Source organism: Colwellia sp. 6_MG-2023 (assembly GCF_030547765.1).
Taxonomy (GTDB): domain Bacteria; phylum Pseudomonadota; class Gammaproteobacteria; order Enterobacterales; family Alteromonadaceae; genus Colwellia.
On sequence record NZ_JAUOPP010000020.1, the window covers coordinates 1 to 19,340 of the forward strand.

The window sequence follows — 19,340 nt, forward strand, 5'->3', positions numbered from 1 at the left end:
AATGGCAGGGATAAGAGGATTTGAACCTCTGAATGACGGGATCAAAACCCGCTGCCTTACCGCTTGGCTATATCCCTACAGGGGGAGTAATTACATTTTATTTACTTAATAGATTTTAGTAAATTACAAAGATAAGAGGATTTGAACCTCTGACATCGATGCGGAGCAAAATCGTTTTGACAATTAACTCTTTACACTTTTAAGTAAATGGCAGGGATAAGAGGATTTGAACCTCTGAATGACGGGATCAAAACCCGCTGCCTTACCGCTTGGCTATATCCCTGCAATGTATTTACTTGTATAAAAAATGGTACGGGTCAAGAGACTTGAACTCTCACATCTTGCGATACTGGAACCTAAATCCAGCGCGTCTACCAATTCCGCCAAACCCGCACAATATTTTTTATACTTCATAAAACCTAAGTTAAATGAAATGGTGGCTACACCGGGACTCGAACCTGGGACCCCATCATTATGAGTGATGTGCTCTAACCAACTGAGCTATGTAGCCATTCCATCTTGCCTCTCAGCAAGTGGCGCGTATTATGCTAATCTGATTGGCATCCGTCAACCGTTTTTTTTAAAAAAACACAGTTTTTTGTTTGTTTGGCTAATGGATGCGCAATTTGATCGTTAACTACACAGAAAAATGTATAAATAACGGATAAGCCGCAAAAATTGTACTTACTTTATTTACACGTTAAAACGGAAATGAACCACATCACCATCTTTAACTAAGTAATCTTTACCTTCAAGTCGCCACTTTCCTGCTTCTTTCGCACCAGATTCGCCATTGAACTCAATAAAATGCTCAAATGCGATAACTTCTGCACGAATAAAACCTTTTTCAAAGTCGGTATGAATAACGCCAGCAGCTTGTGGGGCAGTAGCATTCTGTTTAACAGTCCATGCACGAACTTCTTTTACACCAGCAGTAAAGTAAGTTTGCAAGTGTAATAATGAATACCCGGCATTAATAACACGATTTAATCCTGGTTCTTCTAAACCCAGATCAGCCATAAACTCAATCCGGTCTTCATCTTCCATTCCAGATAATTCGCTTTCAATCTCAGCGCATACAGCAACTACAATAGCGCCTTCTGCATCGGCAATCTTTTGAACTTGTTCAAGGTAAGGATTATTTTCAAAACCGTCATCATTAACATTAGCAATATACATAGTAGGCTTAATTGTTAAAAAGTTTAAATATTCAATTGCAGCCTTTTCCTCTTTAGATAATTCTAAAGAACGAAGCATATTACCTTCTTCAACGTGTTTTAATACTTTTTCTAATACTGGTATTTCAAACTTGGCATCTTTGTCTCCACCTTTCGCTTTTTTAGCTAAACGAAAAATAGCACGCTCTGCTGTGTCCATATCTGATAATGCTAATTCAGTATTAATAACATCTATATCATCAATAGGACTGACTTTATTAGCAACATGAATAATATTGTCATTTTCAAAACAACGTACTACATGGCCAATAGCATCAGTTTCACGGATGTTTGCTAGAAATTTGTTTCCTAAACCTTCACCTTTAGATGCACCAGCTACCAAACCAGCAATATCAACGAATTCCATAGTGGTTGGAAGTACGCGTTCTGGTTTTACAATAGCGCTAAGTTGATCAAGGCGAGGATCAGGTACGGGTACTACACCAGTATTTGGTTCAATAGTACAAAAAGGGAAGTTAGCAGCTTCAATACCTGCTTTGGTCAGTGCATTAAATAAAGTTGATTTTCCAACGTTGGGTAAGCCAACGATACCACATTTAAATCCCATAATTTTTACCTGTTTTGGTTGGTGTATATTTGATTGGTACGACAATAATTTATGTATTTAGTAAATTATTGTCAAAATAAGTTTGGATTACACCCCTTTAAAGGCATGTAAGCGTTGTTGGGCTTTATGTAAGCCTTCAGTCTGCCAAATATCAAAGCAACGACTTGCTTCATCAATAGCATTATCAATAAGGATTTGCTCGCTACTTGGTGCTTTACCGAGTACATGACCGGTAACTTTATCTCGATGACCAGGGTGACCGATACCAATACGTAAACGATAGAAATCTTTATTATTTGCCATACGCGCAATAATATCTTTTAAGCCATTATGACCACCATGACTACCACCTTGCTTTATTTTAATACAACCAGGAGACATATCTAATTCATCATGTGCAATAAGCATATTATCTACAGGGATACGAAAAAAATTTGCTAAAGGAGCAACAGATTGGCCACTTCGGTTCATGAAGGTAGTTGGAATGATTAAGTGAACTAGTTCACCACCAATTAATCCTTTACCATAAATGCCGGAGTATTTTTTTTCAGGGCGGAGGGTAATATTGTTGCGCTGTGCTAGTTCTTCTACAAACCAAACACCGGCATTGTGACGTGTTTTTGTATATTCGGGGCCAGGATTACCTAGCCCCGCAATCAACTTAATAGTCATATTAACTATTCATCTTTATGTTAAATAGCTAACTGAATAAATATTGATTATTCAGTAGCTGCATCTTCAGAAGCGGCTTCATCTTCGTCATCACTACTTTGCGCTTTAGCAGCGTTAGCAGTAACAACAGCTTGATCGTGAGCTTCGCCTTTTGCTAATTCATCTGATGTTACACCTTTAGGTAATTTAATGTCAGATAAATGTAGTGTTTGACCAACTTCTAAATCAGCTAGGTCAACTTCAACAAACTCAGGTAAATCTTTTGGTAAACAAGAAATAGCAATTTCTGTAACATGATGAGCTACAGTAGCACCAAGCTTAACAACGTTCTCTTCATTAAGGAAGTGAATCGGAGCGTTCGTATGGATAGCATGTTTTGCATCAATACGAATAAAATCTAAATGCATAATAATGTTTTTGTACGGGTGACGTTGCATATCTTTAATTAGACATTCAACAGGCTTGCCGTCAACATTTAATGTTAATACGTGAGAATAGAAAGCTTCTTCTAATTGAGCACGTAAAACATTTTTGTGTTCTAAAGTCAAAGAAATAGATTCTTTGCCTTCACCGTAAAGGATAGCAGGAACTTTATTCGCGTGACGTAGGCGGCGGCTCGCACCTTTCCCTAAGTCTGTACGTACTTCTGCATCCAAAGTAAATAAATCAGTCATGATATATACTCTTATATTGTATAAAAAATTTAATCTTGTTTTTTGCGACCAAAAACAAGGATGTTTGCTTTTTAACTCGTTTAATCGTTAATAAAGACGATTATCTAGATAAAAAGGCGCGGCATGATAACACTAGCCTTAGTGTAAAGCTATCAATTATTAACTCTGTTGTTAATTGATAATAAAAAAGCAGATATTAAAAAAATAATATCTGCTTTTTATATTCAATGGAGCACTAACTTTTAGTGATCAAACATCGCTGAAATCGATTCTTCGTTACATACACGACGAATGGCTTCACTTAACATACCGCTTAATGTTAATTGACGAACCATTTTAAGCTTTTTAATCTCTTCTGATAATGGAATTGAATCAGTTACAACAACTTCATCAATAACAGAATTTCTAAGATTTTCAGCAGCATTTCCTGATAAAACAGGATGAGTAGCATAAGCAATAACACGTTTTGCGCCATGTTCTTTTAATGCTTCTGCTGCTTTAGCTAATGTACCGCCGGTATCAATCATATCATCAACAATAATACAATCACGGCCTTCTACATCACCAATAATATGCATTACTTGTGCAACGTTAGCTTTCGGACGACGTTTATCGATAATCGCTAGGTCAGCATCATCAAGTAATTTGGCAACAGCACGAGCACGAACAACACCACCAATATCAGGAGAAACAACAACCGGGTTATCTAACTCACGGTTTTTCATATCTTCTAATAAAATAGGGGTACCAAAAGCATTATCAACAGGTACGTCGAAGAAGCCTTGAATTTGTTCTGCGTGTAAATCAACCGTTAATACACGGTCAACACCAACGCTTGATAAGAAATCAGCAACTACTTTTGCTGTAATTGGCACACGAGCACTACGTACACGTCTGTCTTGGCGAGCATAACCAAAATAAGGAATAACGGCAGTAATTCTGCCAGCTGATGCACGACGAAATGCATCGATCATCACAATTAATTCCATTAGGTTATTATTAGTAGGTGCACAGGTAGATTGAATGATAAAAACATCGCTACCGCGAACATTTTCATTTATTTCAAAACTTATTTCACCATCGCTAAAACTACCAATTTTGGCGTCGCCTAAAGTAATATATAAGCGATTTGCTATTTGCTTGGCCAGTTCAGGGGTGGCATTACCCGCAAAAATCTTCATGTCAGGCACAGTCAGTTCCTCAGAAACTTTTGACATTAATCGTAGTAGCTAAAATTCACGCGTATTGAGAGCGTTCATTCTAACAAATTATTTGATTCGTTATTTTTCTAAACTCTCGAAAACAGAAGTAAAGGGTGATTTATTAAGGCCTTGGGCAACAAAAGATTCTATCCCTAAAGGAAGTTTTTTTTGTAATTCAATGGCTTCTTTCTCACTAGAAAAACGTGAGAAAACACAAGCACCTGTTCCTGTCATTCTAGACGGTGCGTATTCTATCAACCAAGCTAGTAGCTTGGCAACCTCATCGTAATGTTTAATTACCATAATTTGACAATCGTTATGATACTTATCATCGTTAAATAAATCTTTATCACAATAGATTGAGTCAAAATTGTTAGCTGTTAATTTAGTTGTTTTTCTTGGTAAGTCGGGTGAGGTAAAAACACTGACAGTTGAAATACTGATGTTGGGTTTGCTGACTAAATACCAACATTCTTCAGGTGCTACAGGGGTTAGCTTTTCCCCAATCCCTTGGGCGAAGGCAGAAAATCCGTGTATAAAAATTGGTACATCAGCACCTAAAGTAACACCTAATTTTGCCAGTTCATTTGTTGATAAATGACAGTCCCAAAGGTAATTTAATGCAACTAAAATCGTCGCAGCATTGGAAGAGCCGCCGCCTAAACCACCACCCATAGGTAGTTTTTTATCAATACGTATTTTTGCACCCAACGACTTTAATATAATAGCCTGTTGTTCGGACTCAGCTTGATTAATTACTTCTTGTTTAAGTAACAATGCTGCTTTTACAATTAAATTATCTTCATTTTTCACACCATCAATAGGTGTTAATAGATCAATCGTTGCGTCATCAGTAACTGATATTTCTATTGTGTCGCTATAATCCAGAAATTGAAATAATGTTTCTAGTTCATGATAACCATCGCTACGTTGCCCTACGACATGTAAAAATAAGTTTAATTTTGCTGGTGATGGGAACGAAAAAAATTTATTCGTGTATTTATTAATACTATTGTTCATTTATATTGACTTAAATTCTGAAGCTAAAGGGAATTAAATGTTGCGATCAATCAATAAAATGCCAATTTTTAACAGCTATTTTTATTAATAAATCATCTTTTTCTATTGTAAATTGAGTGGCCATGTTTATGTTATTAAAATATTCATAGTTAGCGTATGTTATTTGCCATAATTCGTTATTGTAATAACTTGATATATTTACAGGTAAACGTGTAATTTCATTAATTTGAAGCTTGTCATCTGCTTGATATGGTAAGCCTTTTAACCAAAAGTTTAATGCTTGTGTCGGTAAAGTTAGGCCGGTTAGAGAATATATTAAGTTTGATAAATTTGTACCTCGATACTCTTTACCGTCGACTTTAATTAAATGTTGATTTTTATTAGATTTTAGATGAAGAACATTAATGCCTAAGTAACTCGTTAAATTCAATTCTTGTGTGTGTTGCTTTTCATTTACTTGCCAAATTAATGAGGCGCTTTCACGTTTACTTTTGTTTTGTAGCTGTTGAATAAAGGCTATTTTCCCGTTTAATTGCCATGCACTTTTGCTCAATAGTTGGGCTGATCTTTGCTGTTCTGTCATTATTTCATGGTGATTTTGTGATGGTGTAATAGGCTTAGTGGCACAGCCAGAGACGAGGAAACTGATAAGCAATAGTATTCTGAATAATGAAGGAGATAATCTTAACATTTTTTGTAGCGCCACTAAAAATAGATAAGTATTTGAACACAGCAATTTATGCAATTCAACAAGATAACTTTTTTACTCTGTGCAATTCCTTTTAATTAGCGCGGTTATTTTGTAAAATATTCATTATTATTGTGATATTTATCACAGATCATATTTTAAAAGTGACGTTTGCATTATACTTACGTCGTTACTAAGTAAAATATCAATAGGTTTATTACATTGTCCATAGTTGCTGTTGGAATTAATCACAAAACTGCCCCTGTTGCGGTAAGAGAGAAAATATCTTTCAACCCAGATAGGCTTTCTGCTGCCTTACAAGAAATGTTATCAGCAGTAGGGTGCCGTGAAGTCGCTATTTTATCGACTTGCAATCGAACTGAGCTATATATTGTGCAAGAGGGAGATTTTAAAGTAACTCAAGCACGCTTAGTTGAATGGCTAGAAAGTTATCACAATGTTCCTGCTTCTATTATTTTACCTAGTCTCTATTGGCATCAGGATAAACATGCTGTTAATCATATGATGCGAGTCGCATGTGGCTTAGATTCTTTAGTATTAGGTGAGCCTCAAATTCTAGGGCAAATGAAACAAGCCTATAGCCAAGCTAAGGCTGCCGGCTCTATGGCCTTAGTAATGGACAGACTATTTCAACGTACTTTTGGTGTGGCGAAACAAGTCCGTACAGATACAGAGATTGGTGCAAGTGCTGTTTCTGTTGCCTTTGCTAGTGTTAATTTAGCTAAACATATTTTTGCCAGCTTAAGTAAAACCAAAGTTTTACTTGTTGGTGCAGGTGAAACAATAGAATTAGTTGCTAAACATTTATATGAAAATAACGTAGGAAAAATTACGGTTGCTAATCGTACTATTGAACGCGCTGAAGTAATGGCGAAGAAAATTGGTGCTGAAGTTATTACGCTAGCACAAATTCCTGAACACATGTGTCGAGCAGATATTGTTATTAGCTCAACAGGCTCTACTTTGCCAATTATTGGTAAAGGTATGGTTGAACAAGCCATTGCGAAAAGGCGTCATCAACCTATTTTTATGGTTGATTTAGCTGTACCTCGAGACATAGAAGAGCAAGTAGGTGATTTAGATGATGTGTTTTTATATACCGTTGATGACTTGCAAAGCATTATTGCGCAAAATTTAGAGAATCGTCGTAAAGCTGCCGTGGAAGCAGAAAGTATTGTTGATAATCAATCTGATGTCTTTATGTCGTGGCTTCGAGGGTTAAATACTCAAGATACCGTGATTAATTTTAGACAACAGTGCTTACGTGAGCGTGATCAACTACTTGAAAAAGCATTGATACAATTAAAAAGTGGTAAAAATTCAGAAGCCGTTATCGGTGAATTAGCGACTAAATTAACGAATAAATTTATGCATGCGCCGACGAGTGCCCTACAATCGGCTGCACAAGGCGGTGAATTAGATAAGTTAATTTATCTTCGCGACATATTTAATATCGACAATTCAGAGTAGGTTTCAACGTCATAAGTTGTAAGGTACATCTGATAGTAAAACTAATCCTCTCTGACAATAAACTAGCTGCTGTAGAAAAATAATGTCTGTGCTAGAATAACCTCAGTTTAGTTTTCCTTAGTTTAAAACCTAGTGTAAACCCCCTTTTATAAGAAAGATTATTTTAATGAAATCGTCCGTTTATCAAAAACTTGAAGCTTTAGCTGAGCGCTTTGAAGAAGTTCAAGCCTTATTATCCGATCCTGAAACTATTAGTGATCAAGAAAAATTTCGTGCTTTATCACAAGAATTCAAACGTTTGGATGAAGTAACCTCCGTATTTCATCAATACCAAACTGCAGAAGATGATTTTGCCACTGCAGAATTAATGCTTAAAGATGATGATCCTGATATGCGTGAAATGGCGCAAGAAGAATTTAAAGAAGCTAAAAAGGCTGTTACCGATCTAGCTGAAGAATTACAAATTCTCTTACTACCACGTGATCCTAATGATGATAATAACTGTTTTGTTGAGATTCGCGCTGGTGCCGGTGGTGATGAAGCGGCTATTTTTGCGGGTGATTTATTTCGTATGTACAGTCGTTATGCCGAAAAGCAAGGTTGGAAAATTGAAGTAATGAATACCAACGAAAGTGAGCAGGGCGGTTATAAAGAATTAATTATGAAAATTAATGGTGAAGGTGTTTATGGACACATGAAATTTGAATCCGGTGGTCACCGTGTTCAACGTGTTCCTGAAACTGAATCTCAAGGTCGAGTCCACACGTCAGCATGTACCGTAGTTGTTATGCCGGAAATTCCTGAGTCGCAAGCCATTGAAATTAATAAAGCTGATTTAAAAGTTGATACTTTTAGAGCGTCAGGAGCGGGTGGTCAGCATGTTAACAAAACTGATTCAGCAATTCGTATTACGCATATTCCTTCTGGTGTTGTGGTTGAATGTCAAGATCAGCGCTCGCAACATAAAAACCGTGCTCAAGCTATGTCTGTATTACAAGCAAGGTTACAACAAGCTGAAGATGAGAAGCGTCGTAGTGAAGAAGAGTCTTCTCGTCGTAACTTAGTAGCAAGTGGTGACCGTTCTGAGCGTATTAGAACGTATAACTTTCCTCAAGGCCGCATGAGTGATCACCGTATTAATTTAACTCTATACCGTTTAAATGAAATTATGGAAGGTAGTCTACAGTTGATTATGGAGCCTATTATGCAAGAAAATCAAGCTGATTTATTGGCTGAGCTTGCTGAGCAACATTAATCTGTGGCTAATTTATTATCATCGGCGTCCTACCAAGTACGATTAATTGGTGATAACACGATTGCTAATTTAATTAAACAAGGCTACGCACTGTTAGAAGAAACTTCTGATAGTGCCAAGCTTGATGTCGAAATTTTATTATCTTTTGTCCTTAACAAAGACCGTAGTTATTTACTTACTTGGCCTGATAAATTACTCAGTGATGAACAATTACATTCATTTCTACAGATACTTGTTCGTCGTATTCAAGGCGAGCCAATAGCGTACATTACCGGTATAAAAGAGTTTTGGTCATTACCTTTATCTGTATCTAAAGCAACACTTATTCCTCGACCTGATACTGAAACCTTGGTTGAATCAGTGCTTGAGCAATTTCAGAATAAAGAAAACATTCGTTGCCTTGATCTAGGTACAGGCACTGGGGCTATTGCATTAGCTTTAGCAAGTGAAAACCCAACATGGAATGTCAGTGGCCTTGATTTTAATATGGAAGCGGTAACGCTAGCACAACTTAATGCAAAGAACTGTCGATTACCACAGGTCACTTTCTTTCAAAGTGATTGGTTCTCTAATGTAGAGGCAAATAAAAAATTTGATTTAATTGTTTCAAATCCACCTTATATTGATTGCGATGATCATAATTTAACACAAGGTGATGTTCGCTTTGAACCGGACTCTGCACTTATTGCTAAGGAGAATGGTTTGGCTGATATAAAGCATATTGCGACACTAGCACGTAGCTTTTTAACGGTGAAAGGACAATTATTTTTTGAACATGGTTTTGCTCAAGGAGAGGACGTTAGAAATATATTAACTGGATTAGGCTTTGATAATCCGAAAACAGAACAGGATTTAAATGGCCATGATCGTATTACATGGGCTACTTTTTTAAATAAATAAATAAAATAATAACAGGAGTTAATTATGTTTAAACATATACATATGACCTTAGCAGTAGTGAGTATAAGTTTTTTAACTTTACGCTTTATATGGTTACTAGCTAATTCACCTAAATTGCAAGCTAAGTGGGTAAAAATCACCCCCCATATTATTGATACATTATTGCTAACGCTTGGCGTAATTATGGCTGTTCAATATTCAATTAACCCGTTTGAGCAGTTATGGTTAGGAGAAAAATTATTAGCAATAGTTGCCTATATATTCACGGGTTATTATGCGCTGAAGCTTGCTAGAAATAAATTTATGCGAATTTTAGGTTACTTTGGTGCTGTTGGATGGTTTATGTTAATAATGAAACTAGCCATGACACGCGAAGCAATCTTTTTCTTATAATAATACTAATAACACTACTAATTAAACATTATGAATACATTGTTGCTTTCCGAAATTCAATCTCAAGAAAAAGATTTATTAGAAACACTGGTGTTACTTGAAGATTATATTTTTAAGGTTAACTCAGCTGAACAGTTTATAAGTAGTTTTGATCCGTCACTTGATACTTTAGAAACTATTATTGAACAATGCCAAGCTGTTATTGCCGAAATTGTATCGCCTTTAGATAAAAGTGAAGTGTTAATGAATGAACTTTTCTATCAACACCTATTTATTGATAATCATAAAAAACATTGGCCGATAAGCGCTTTTAAAGTGGCAGCTAGTTTAAATCAACGTTCAATGTCGCCTATTGTTAAAGCAGTTCTTCTTTGCGAAATTATCAATGCTTGCGATTTTAGTGCTGATATAGTTTTTGTACCAAATAAAGTTATGGTTCGTCTTTGTTGTGATGAGCAATATGCTATTATTTTTGATCCTGTTACAGGAGAATCTTTAGATTGGCACGAACTTGATTTACGTCTTGAAGAGCTTGAGGGGGACCCTAGTCAACATGAATTTTCTAGCATGAATAGAGAAGCCATTTTGGCAGAGCATTTAAGTGCATTAAAGAATGCTTTAATTCGTGATAAGGCTTTTGAACAAGCATTATCATGTGTTGATTTATTACTGTCATTAAATCCTGACGATCCACTTCAACGCCGTGATCGTGGCTTTTTGCTTCACCAGTTAGATTGCTTTAAAGTAGCGGTTGATGATTATCGTTATTTTGTTGAGAAGTGTCCAAAAGATCCTGCGGCACAATTATTAAAAGCGCAACTTGATAACATTACATTAAGTGAAACTACTTTTCATTAATCCCTTTTATTTATAAATAGCTATTTATACAGTTAAAAAAATAGGAAAATAAATGTCTACCTCTTTGGCTATGCCACTAATAACAAATGATGCCGTTGTATTAGGTTTACTTTCGCTGATTTTAGGTTTTATTTTTTATACTTCCAATAGTCAACATCCTGTTTGGAAGAAGTTTTATCAATATGTACCCGCATTATTGCTTTGTTATTTACTTCCTTCATTATTGAATACTTTTGGTATTGTTAGTGCCCAAGTCAGTAGCGTTGATGATATTGCAAAATATTATTTATTACCTGCTTGCTTAGTTTTATTAACACTAAGTATTGATATTAAAGCGATTGCAGCGCTCGGTAATAAAGCAATTATTATGTTTCTTACAGGTACTGTTGGTATTGTTATTGGTGGACCGATAGCCTTATTAGCAGTGTCTGCCGTTTGGCCTGAATTAATAGGTGTAACTGGCCCTGATGCAGTATGGCGTGGTATGGCTTCATTAGCTGGTAGTTGGATTGGTGGCGGTGCAAATATGCTTGCTATGAAAGAAATTTATGGTGCTGACGGTAAAATATTTACCATCATGGTAACCGTTGATATTGTTGTTGCTAATCTATGGACGGCTTGTTTGCTTTATTTTGCTGCTAACCATAAGCGTATTGATGCGAAAAGTGGTGCTGATACCTCGGGCATTGATAGACTCATTGATAAAGTTGAACATTTTGAACGCAATAATGCGAGACGGTTTGAGCTAAAAGATCTTATGCTTATTATTGCTATTGGTTTTGGCGCTACCGGTATAGCCCATTTTGCTGCCGACTTATTAGTACCTTTTTTCACAACCAATTACCCTGAATTAGAAAAATTCAGCTTACACAGTAAATTATTCTGGGTTATCGTTTTAGTAACGGCCATTGGCTTAACATTGTCCTTTACTAAAGCAAGACAACTTGAAGCTGCTGGCGCGTCAAAAATAGGTAGTAGCTTTCTTTATATACTTGTTGCCACCATCGGTTTACATATGGATGTTACACAAGTGGTTGAAGCACCAAAATATGTTGTTATCGGCCTAATCTGGATGGCAATACATGTCATTTTATTGTTAATTGTTGGTCGAATGATCAAAGCGCCTATATTCTATTTAGCCGTAGGTAGCCAAGCGAATGTTGGTGGAGCTGCTTCTGCTCCTGTTATTGCTTCGGCATTTCATCCTTCATTAGCACCTGTTGGGGTGTTATTAGCGGTATTAGGTTATGTTTTAGGTACCTATATGGCGTGGATGTGTGGACAATTGCTACGTATTATTGGCAGTTAACGTGTAAAATTTTATTTTGTATTTTTATTTTATAGATAACATTTTTAAATCGATTTTTTATTAGATTCTTTATTAGGAAGTATAATGACAATAAAGTCAGTTAAAGTAAGTGGTATTGATGTAGCCAATGATAAACCATTTGTACTATTTGGTGGTATGAACGTACTTGAATCTCGTGACTTAGCCATGAAAATTGCGGAGCATTATGTTGAAGTAACGCAGAAATTAAATATTCCATATGTATTTAAAGCATCTTTTGACAAAGCTAACCGCTCTTCTGTCAACTCTTATCGAGGACCAGGCTTAGATGAAGGTTTGAAGATATTTGAAGAAATCAAATCAACGTTTAATGTGCCGATCATCACTGATGTTCATGAGCCTTACCAAGCACAACCGGTAAGTGAAGTTGTTGATGTTATTCAACTACCAGCTTTTCTTGCCCGACAAACAGATTTGGTTGTTGCTATGGCTAAAACCGGCGCTGTTATTAATGTGAAGAAACCACAATTTCTAGCTGCTCATGAAATGAAGCATATTATTACTAAGTTTGGTGAAGCTGGTAACGAAAATATTTTACTTTGCGAGCGCGGTAGTTGTTACGGCTATAACAATCTTGTTGTTGATATGTTAGCAATGGATGAAATGCGAAGCTATGCCCCTGTTATTTTTGATGCAACGCATTCATTACAAAAACCAGGTGGTAGAAGTGATAGTGCTGACGGACGTCGTGCACAAGCGGCTCAATTAACACGTAGCGGTATGGCAATTGGTATTGCAGGTTTGTTTATAGAAGCGCATCCAGATCCATCTGCAGCTAAATGTGATGGTCCTTGTGCATTACCACTTGATAAACTTGAACCTTACTTAGCGCAAATGAAAGCGATTGACGATTTAGTAAAAGGGTTTGACCCATTAATCACCGATTAATTGTCAGCTATAAAGACAGTGACGGTGTTTCGTCCTGAAATACGTTGACGGTTTTAATGGAAGGCCAGTAGCTTTTGCTTCTGGCCTTTTTTGTTTTTTAAACCGTTCAGTTTTGATGTTTAACTTGGTTAACTGGTTGATTTAAATCTTTTTTATGTAAAGGTTGTTTTTTAAGAGGGGGAAGGTAATCAATAAATAGTTTGTCTTTCAAGAGGTTTATTTCATGTTGCATAACAATCGCTAGAAAATCATCATTTTCAATTGTTATGTCTTTTTCTTTACTATCAAGTACTTATAAGGTGTTAGTTGAAATATCAGTGTTGTTCAAATGTGAGTGGCTGTCCTTTGTAATTTTTTTAAAATCCATGTCACTGACCTCGTTGATTTAGTTGTGATTACTTACACTTAAAATTTATGATGAATGTTGTCAAATGGACTAATCGTTCCAGCATGCCTTTCACCAATGACGTGCGTGTAGAGCTCAGTTGTTCTTAAGTCAGAATGCCCAAGTAGTGTTTGCACTGTTCTTATGTCCGTTCCATTAAGTAATAAAGCCGTTGCAAAGCTATGACGAAATGTGTGTGCTGATACTTTCTTAGGAATCTTTGCTTTTATAACAGCTTGTCGTAAATGTCGAGTTAGCGTTGATGGATGAAGATGGTGGCGACAAATATATCCATCGATAGGATGTTCACAACGAGTGGAGGAAGGGAAAATATATTGCCATGCAAAATTTTTCATTGCTGTTTTATATTTTCTATGTAGTGAAGCTGGTACTGATGTTAAACCAAATCCATCAAGCAAATCTTGTTTGTGTATAACTTCAACATGATTTATTTGATCTGTAATTATTTCATTAAGCGCTTTAGGTAATATTGTTAATCTATCTTTTTGGCCTTTTCCTCTAAAAATAAATATAGCTTGATTTGAAAAATCGATATCTTTTATTCGTAACCTCAATACTTCATTCAACCGTAAACCCGAACCATACAAAATAGAAATGATTAATTGATAGGGCATTTTTAAGTTAGCAATAATAGCAGCTACTTCATTTGCAGAAAGCACCGTTGGAATATTTTTAGGTCGCTTAGCGTATGAAAAAATTAAACCATCAAATTGTTGATCTAACATGTGCTTATACATGAAAACTAACGCGCATAAAGCTTGATTTTGTGTAGCTGCACTAACACGGCGATTGACCGCTAAATGAGTTAAAAAGTGGTTTATTTCTGCTGCACCCAACTCTTTGGGGTGACGTTTGTCATTAAACATAATGAAAAATTTAACCCAATATAAATAACTTTTTTCTGTTTGTAAGCTATAGCGTTTAGCTCGAATTACATCTCGAAGAGACTGTAAAAAAGGAGATTTTATGATCATAAAAAAACACCTCACTAAACTGTATGTATATACAGTTATAATATATTTTCCCTAAAAACGCAATTTTTTATGTAGAAAGTGAGCATTAATATGCTCACTTTCTACATAGGTAAAATTTTAATTTATTGATTTTTAGTATTTAATTTTTTAAGCACTGCGTCATACTCAGCACAAAATAGCTGAGTATGACGCAGTGCTTAGTTTCTACAAACTTAATGTTTAAAATAAAACCACCTGTTTAACTATAAAGCTTTGACAAGTAATAATTTAATTATTATTGTTTTGTTATTCTTTTATTTCATAATCCGTTACTATCGTGAATTATGGATAATATACTGTTAGGGCTCTTCGTCGCTAGTCATCACTTTGACATTCGAATCTAATTAGATAGATTTTTTAGTTGCTCAATAATATTAAAAGCATTTTCTGTTTTTTTAATTTGGTCTTGAGTGTTTCCATTTGCAATAGCTGAATCTAATCTTTTACGCATAGACTCTAATAAATCATATTTAATTTCTGGATCTTGGTTCATGCTAGTTGGCGCCATTAAGAATAAACTATCAGTCGAAGAAATTAATTTATTATCCACCAAGTTAGAAACCATATCACCCATTTCATTTTGGGATATATTACTAACATCAAATTTTTTGGCTATCTCTTGCCAATTTTTTTTTGCATTTAAACCAGCATTACTTATATCCACAGTATCTGTTGTTAATGCTTTATTTTCAGTTATTCTGTCCGCATTGCTTAACATGTTATAACTTGGGCTTTGTGTTTTATAAATTTGATTTAATTGAGCGCTATTGTTTATATGCATGAAAAATTCCTTATTTAAATATAAAATCAGCGGTTATTATAATTTACTAAGCAAAAACCTAACCAACTATACATTGCGCAATATATTGCATAAAATCGTATTTAATAATTAATTTATTGGTTTAACAGGAAAACATTTGCCACCTAATAGGTAATTGTGGCAAGTATTGTGCTATTCAAGCCCTAACAAGCCACTCAAGCAGGACAAATAACAGTTGGTTTTTGCTCCTTCGTCGCTTATTTTAACCAACTATCATTTGCCTCTTAGTGGGGCGTTAGCACCCTAGGTGGTTTTAAAAAAGACCATAGGGATTTATGATAAAAAACCAGAAAAATCCCTCGTTTAAGTTTTTTCTTCGGTGAGTAATTGTGGTGAGATTTGTTGTATTATCAAGGGTAATCGCTTCACTTTTCTGCCCTTTTTTTGTACAATCCCATATCGCTTTGTCATGAGGCGGGTTATAGTTTTTATATTGTATAAAAAGACATTTGGTGGTGATTTATTTCCTTGATTTCTTAAATGAAATCGTGGGTAAATCATCAAGTTAAATCGTGCCAGCCTACAGTAAGTACTACGTAAGCAGGTTGTGCTAACAAGTACCACCAGCGGACATTTTACTCCGTCGCTTTTTTATGTTTCCGCTTCGCTATAACATAAAAAATCAACTCCATAAAATGCAGCTGTGGTAAGCGTTAGCTGCAATCTACACACGGAGGTTATGTGTCTATTCAAGAAGTTAAGGTAACTCTGGAGGAGTTGCAATCACTAGAACAAGATCAAATACTCAGTTCATGTAAAAGTCCTGTGTATTATGAATTAGAGTCAGCTTTTGGGAGTGTTAAAGGCTCTAATGCCGCAAAGTTGCTATCTGCCGCTTGTTCGATGCACCTAAAACCTGAAAATCCGAAAGCGCCATTTTCACCTAAGTTTATAATGCAAGACCGCAGAGGTCTTATTGCCAATGATTTTTCTAAAGAGTCTTTAAATGCACTTTCTCAATTTTGTCGCTCCGTGACAATACCTGAGTTACAAGCACGGTTAGCAGATATTTCTTGGGTTACTAAAGTTGGAAGTGTTGATCATGCATATATAGCAATAGAGGCATATCTTGAATCAGCAAAACAACTATTAGCTATAGGTGAATCATGGGTATATCCAGCAGAGAGAATCGAGCGAGCCTTAAGGTTAAGCTGTATGTTCAGAAGAGACACACAGCGACCTGATTTATTCAAAAAACTAGCAGGCTTTATTATATCTGAGGTAGATAGTAAAAAATTAGATGATTCTCCTTTTTATGCATTACGCCTATTGAAGTTATCACATGAATGTGGCGTTGGAGATGATGACTGGATTCTTAATACAGCAGAGGAAATCGCTCAAACTCGTTTTAAATTAGGTGATACTAGAACAGCTATAAATGGATGGGAGTGCGCACTAAACTCTGCTAGCTCAACTCGAAATAAAAGTAAACAGCAAGATATATGGAGAGAAATAGCAGCTTGCCACGTTAAAGGTTCAGAGTTTCAAGATGGTGGACTGATAGCTGCCGGATGCATACTTAAAGCAATAGATGCATTGTCTAAAGTTCCTAATACTAGACAAGAAAGACTTGAACTATATGAGACAATGAGGGATCACCAAATTGAATCTCTACATCAACTTCATGAGTTTTCAACGCCAGCACAAGACATTAGTGAAATTGTTCATCAAGCAAAGATGCAAGTCCAAGGTAAAGATTTCTTTGATATGCTTTTTAGGCTTGGTGTTTTGGTGTCAAGACCTACAGATATTAACAAGCTGAAAGAGCAAGCAATCGAACAGATGCAAAGTAGTATTGCATGGATGTTTGGTGGAACGCATATAGATCACGAAGGTATCACAGTTGCAACTGTTCCCGCTGGTATGGGACTAAATGAGAGTCAAGATGGCCCTGTTACTTGGGCTACGATGATGAAAAATATTGGAATTGATCATCAATTAGCTGTCCAAGGGCAGATACGGCCAGCCCTAAATGAGCTAATGACTCAGCACCATGTTTCTGAATATGCTCTAGAATCGATTTTGAAAAATAATCCGTTCATACCATATGGGCACGAATATTTTTATATTAAAGGGATTACGTTCGGCCTTGAAGGAGACTTCCTAAGTGCGTGTCATATTCTTATTCCACAGATTGAAAATTCACTTAGGTACGTGGCACGAAGTCAAGGAGAGGAACCAACAACATTGCATGGTGATGGTTCTCAAGAAAGAAGTGGCCTGAAATTTTTATTAGATCATCCTGTTATTATTGAAGTTTTAGGTCAAGATATTGTCGGAAATCTTCAAGCGATTCTAATAGATAAGATATATGGAGACTTAAGAAACCAAATGTCTCATGGCTATATGCCGGCAGGTCACTTTTATGGCGTAGCACCGATTTTTCTTTGGTGGTTAGTTTTACATATTGTTATGTTGCCTTTAGGTAGTCACTGGAAACAGAACTACAAACCAGAAGATGCAGCTAACAAAGCCATTAAGTCGGATTCGTAACAGTTGGCTCGGTTCCACTTCGCTACACATTATAGCCAACTGTTACTCACCGCTTATGGCGGCGTTAAGTTTTTATCGAGTATATTTGTAACATCAACTAAGGGAATAATATGGCCATTTCTGATGGAGACGCAAAATTATTATGGGGAAGAGCCGCAGGAATTTGCTCGAACCCTAATTGTCAAGCAGATCTCACAGCAATATTACAAGAAACTAGAAGCTATAATGTTGGTGAAATGGCGCATATCGTAGCTAGGAGTGAAAAAGGTCCTCGCGGGGTAATTGGTGGGGGTGCTGATACATATGAGAACCTAGTTCTCCTATGCCCAACATGCCATCGTCATATTGATAAATCCCCAGAAGGAACATTTACCGTTGAACAGCTATTTCAATGGAAAGAAACTCATGAATCTAATATAAGATCTGTTAATAGTGATGTCATTTTTTCTACTTTTGATGAACTAAAGGAAGAAGTGTCAAAACTATTATATGAGAATCATATGCTATGGGAGAGCTATGGCCCCAATTCAAAAGTAGCGGAAGAAGATCCAGGCTCAAATGCTTTTAAAGTTTGGGAGTTGAGGAAACTAGATTCAGTTATACCAACTAATCTAAAAATAATAAATCTAATTGAAACCAACAAATCTCTTCTTGCTATTCAAGCCTTCAAAGCATTTATTAAATTTAAAACACATGCTTCATCTTTTGAAGCAAACCAGTATGAGCGTATAGATAACTATGTCACCTTCCCAAAGGAGTTTAGTGAGGTATTTGAATTATGAGGAATGGAACTAATACTTGGAATGTACCGTTTAGTCACATAATGTGGCTAAACCGCCTTTTAGAACAACATGATAATTTATCGGCCATCACTAGAAGTGAAGATATTCTTTTTGAAGTAACTAGAAAGGCACAAGGTGACAACTTACGTATCTTATGTTTGAGAGAATATACTATGGGTTTAACTATGGTTCAAAGGGCGCAAGCAGAGTTTGGGCATATAGACATCATATATATTGGTGGTGGCTGGAATAGTTATACTATGGAAGCCAAACAATATTGTTTAGATTCAAACATTGGTATGTTTATATCCGGTGAAATGGCAGGAGCATTGTGGAAAAGTGACTTTTGGAATTACCACAAAAAAGATCGAGAAGGAAATCCAATCTACTCTATTAAAGCATCGTGATTTATATGGTGTTTTTGGTTTTGGTTCTTTCTTTCGGTCTGATAAATATAATGATATAGATTTATTGTTAGTATCAACCCCAGATGCTAAGTCGCCATTGAATACATACTTGGAAGCTAAAAAAGATTTGGATATGTTGTCTAACAAAATCGAAATACAAATTGATATAACTTTTCTCACTTACAGTGAGTTTTTAAACAAACCATTGTTGGAACACGATAACCTATCTGAAGTTTTGCGTAAAA

Annotated in this window: 18 protein-coding genes, 4 tRNA genes and 1 pseudogene; 10 read left to right on the plus strand and 13 right to left on the minus strand. The window is 35.9% G+C overall.

The genetic code is table 11. The features are described 5' to 3' along the window. Positions 1-2: 2 nt before the first annotated feature. The 10 genes from Q4503_RS12915 to lolB form a co-directional block, all read right to left on the minus strand. Positions 3-77, minus strand: a tRNA-Gln gene (locus tag Q4503_RS12915). A gap of 131 nt (positions 78-208) precedes the next feature. After that, a tRNA-Gln gene (locus tag Q4503_RS12920) sits at positions 209-283 on the minus strand. A gap of 25 nt (positions 284-308) precedes the next feature. Next, positions 309-393 (minus strand) — tRNA-Leu (locus Q4503_RS12925). A 41-nt stretch (positions 394-434) separates the two neighbouring features. Continuing rightward, positions 435-511 (minus strand) — tRNA-Met (locus Q4503_RS12930). 182 nt (positions 512-693) lie between these two features. Then, positions 694-1,785: a redox-regulated ATPase YchF gene (gene ychF, locus Q4503_RS12935; RefSeq protein WP_215974479.1), complete on the minus strand. Its 1,092-nt coding sequence runs from the start codon at positions 1,783-1,785 to the stop codon at positions 694-696. 87 nt (positions 1,786-1,872) lie between these two features. Beyond that, positions 1,873-2,457, minus strand: a complete 585-nt coding sequence (gene pth, locus Q4503_RS12940; RefSeq protein WP_303602520.1) for an aminoacyl-tRNA hydrolase — start codon at positions 2,455-2,457, stop codon at positions 1,873-1,875. A gap of 47 nt (positions 2,458-2,504) precedes the next feature. Beyond that, on the minus strand, positions 2,505-3,134 hold the full coding sequence (locus Q4503_RS12945) for a 50S ribosomal protein L25/general stress protein Ctc (RefSeq protein WP_215974482.1): 630 nt from the start codon (positions 3,132-3,134) through the stop codon (positions 2,505-2,507). Between the two features lie 239 nt (positions 3,135-3,373). Next, on the minus strand, positions 3,374-4,321 hold the full coding sequence (locus Q4503_RS12950; protein WP_215974477.1) for a ribose-phosphate pyrophosphokinase: 948 nt from the start codon (positions 4,319-4,321) through the stop codon (positions 3,374-3,376). 90 nt (positions 4,322-4,411) lie between these two features. Beyond that, positions 4,412-5,353, minus strand: coding sequence for a 4-(cytidine 5'-diphospho)-2-C-methyl-D-erythritol kinase (ispE, locus tag Q4503_RS12955; RefSeq protein ID WP_303602521.1), 942 nt, complete (start codon positions 5,351-5,353; stop codon positions 4,412-4,414). Between the two features lie 46 nt (positions 5,354-5,399). Continuing rightward, positions 5,400-6,044 (minus strand): lipoprotein insertase outer membrane protein LolB, encoded by a 645-nt coding sequence (gene lolB, locus Q4503_RS12960; protein WP_303602522.1) that lies wholly within the window; start codon positions 6,042-6,044, stop codon positions 5,400-5,402. Between the two features lie 219 nt (positions 6,045-6,263). Between lolB and hemA the strand changes: the two genes are divergently transcribed. From hemA to kdsA, 7 genes are all read left to right on the plus strand, one after another. Continuing rightward, positions 6,264-7,532, plus strand: a complete 1,269-nt coding sequence (gene hemA / locus Q4503_RS12965; RefSeq protein ID WP_215974474.1) for a glutamyl-tRNA reductase — start codon at positions 6,264-6,266, stop codon at positions 7,530-7,532. A 166-nt stretch (positions 7,533-7,698) separates the two neighbouring features. After that, complete coding sequence (gene prfA, locus Q4503_RS12970) at positions 7,699-8,787, plus strand: peptide chain release factor 1 (RefSeq protein WP_215974473.1); 1,089 nt, start codon at positions 7,699-7,701, stop codon at positions 8,785-8,787. Positions 8,788-8,847: 60 nt separating this feature from the next. After that, a complete protein-coding gene (prmC, locus tag Q4503_RS12975) occupies positions 8,848-9,687 on the plus strand; it encodes a peptide chain release factor N(5)-glutamine methyltransferase (protein WP_303602574.1) in 840 nt (279 codons plus the stop codon). Positions 9,688-9,711: 24 nt separating this feature from the next. Next, on the plus strand, positions 9,712-10,080 hold the full coding sequence (locus Q4503_RS12980; protein WP_215974472.1) for a SirB2 family protein: 369 nt from the start codon (positions 9,712-9,714) through the stop codon (positions 10,078-10,080). A gap of 30 nt (positions 10,081-10,110) precedes the next feature. Further along, positions 10,111-10,938: a tetratricopeptide repeat protein gene (locus Q4503_RS12985; protein ID WP_215974471.1), complete on the plus strand. Its 828-nt coding sequence runs from the start codon at positions 10,111-10,113 to the stop codon at positions 10,936-10,938. Between the two features lie 52 nt (positions 10,939-10,990). Next, complete coding sequence (locus tag Q4503_RS12990; protein ID WP_303602523.1) at positions 10,991-12,247, plus strand: DUF819 domain-containing protein; 1,257 nt, start codon at positions 10,991-10,993, stop codon at positions 12,245-12,247. 84 nt (positions 12,248-12,331) lie between these two features. Beyond that, complete coding sequence (gene kdsA, locus Q4503_RS12995; RefSeq protein ID WP_303602524.1) at positions 12,332-13,174, plus strand: 3-deoxy-8-phosphooctulonate synthase; 843 nt, start codon at positions 12,332-12,334, stop codon at positions 13,172-13,174. Between the two features lie 106 nt (positions 13,175-13,280). Here kdsA and Q4503_RS13000 read toward each other — a convergent pair. The 3 genes and pseudogenes from Q4503_RS13000 to Q4503_RS13010 all read right to left on the minus strand — a co-directional run. After that, a pseudogene (locus Q4503_RS13000) lies at positions 13,281-13,451 on the minus strand (peptide deformylase); the annotation flags it as partial. Positions 13,452-13,579: 128 nt separating this feature from the next. Further along, positions 13,580-14,554: an integron integrase gene (locus tag Q4503_RS13005; RefSeq protein ID WP_368506799.1), complete on the minus strand. Its 975-nt coding sequence runs from the start codon at positions 14,552-14,554 to the stop codon at positions 13,580-13,582. 379 nt (positions 14,555-14,933) lie between these two features. Then, a complete protein-coding gene (locus Q4503_RS13010; protein ID WP_149602704.1) occupies positions 14,934-15,374 on the minus strand; it encodes a hypothetical protein in 441 nt (146 codons plus the stop codon). Between the two features lie 756 nt (positions 15,375-16,130). Here Q4503_RS13010 and Q4503_RS13015 point away from each other — a divergent pair. From Q4503_RS13015 to Q4503_RS13025, 3 genes are all read left to right on the plus strand, one after another. After that, entirely contained in the window at positions 16,131-17,906 is a 1,776-nt protein-coding gene (locus Q4503_RS13015) for a DUF4209 domain-containing protein (protein ID WP_303602525.1), read from the plus strand. Between the two features lie 110 nt (positions 17,907-18,016). Beyond that, entirely contained in the window at positions 18,017-18,688 is a 672-nt protein-coding gene (locus tag Q4503_RS13020) for an HNH endonuclease signature motif containing protein (protein ID WP_303602526.1), read from the plus strand. After that, positions 18,685-19,095, plus strand: a complete 411-nt coding sequence (locus Q4503_RS13025) for a hypothetical protein (protein ID WP_303602527.1) — start codon at positions 18,685-18,687, stop codon at positions 19,093-19,095. The genes Q4503_RS13020 and Q4503_RS13025 overlap by 4 nt, the downstream gene beginning before the upstream one ends. Positions 19,096-19,340 lie beyond the last annotated feature (245 nt).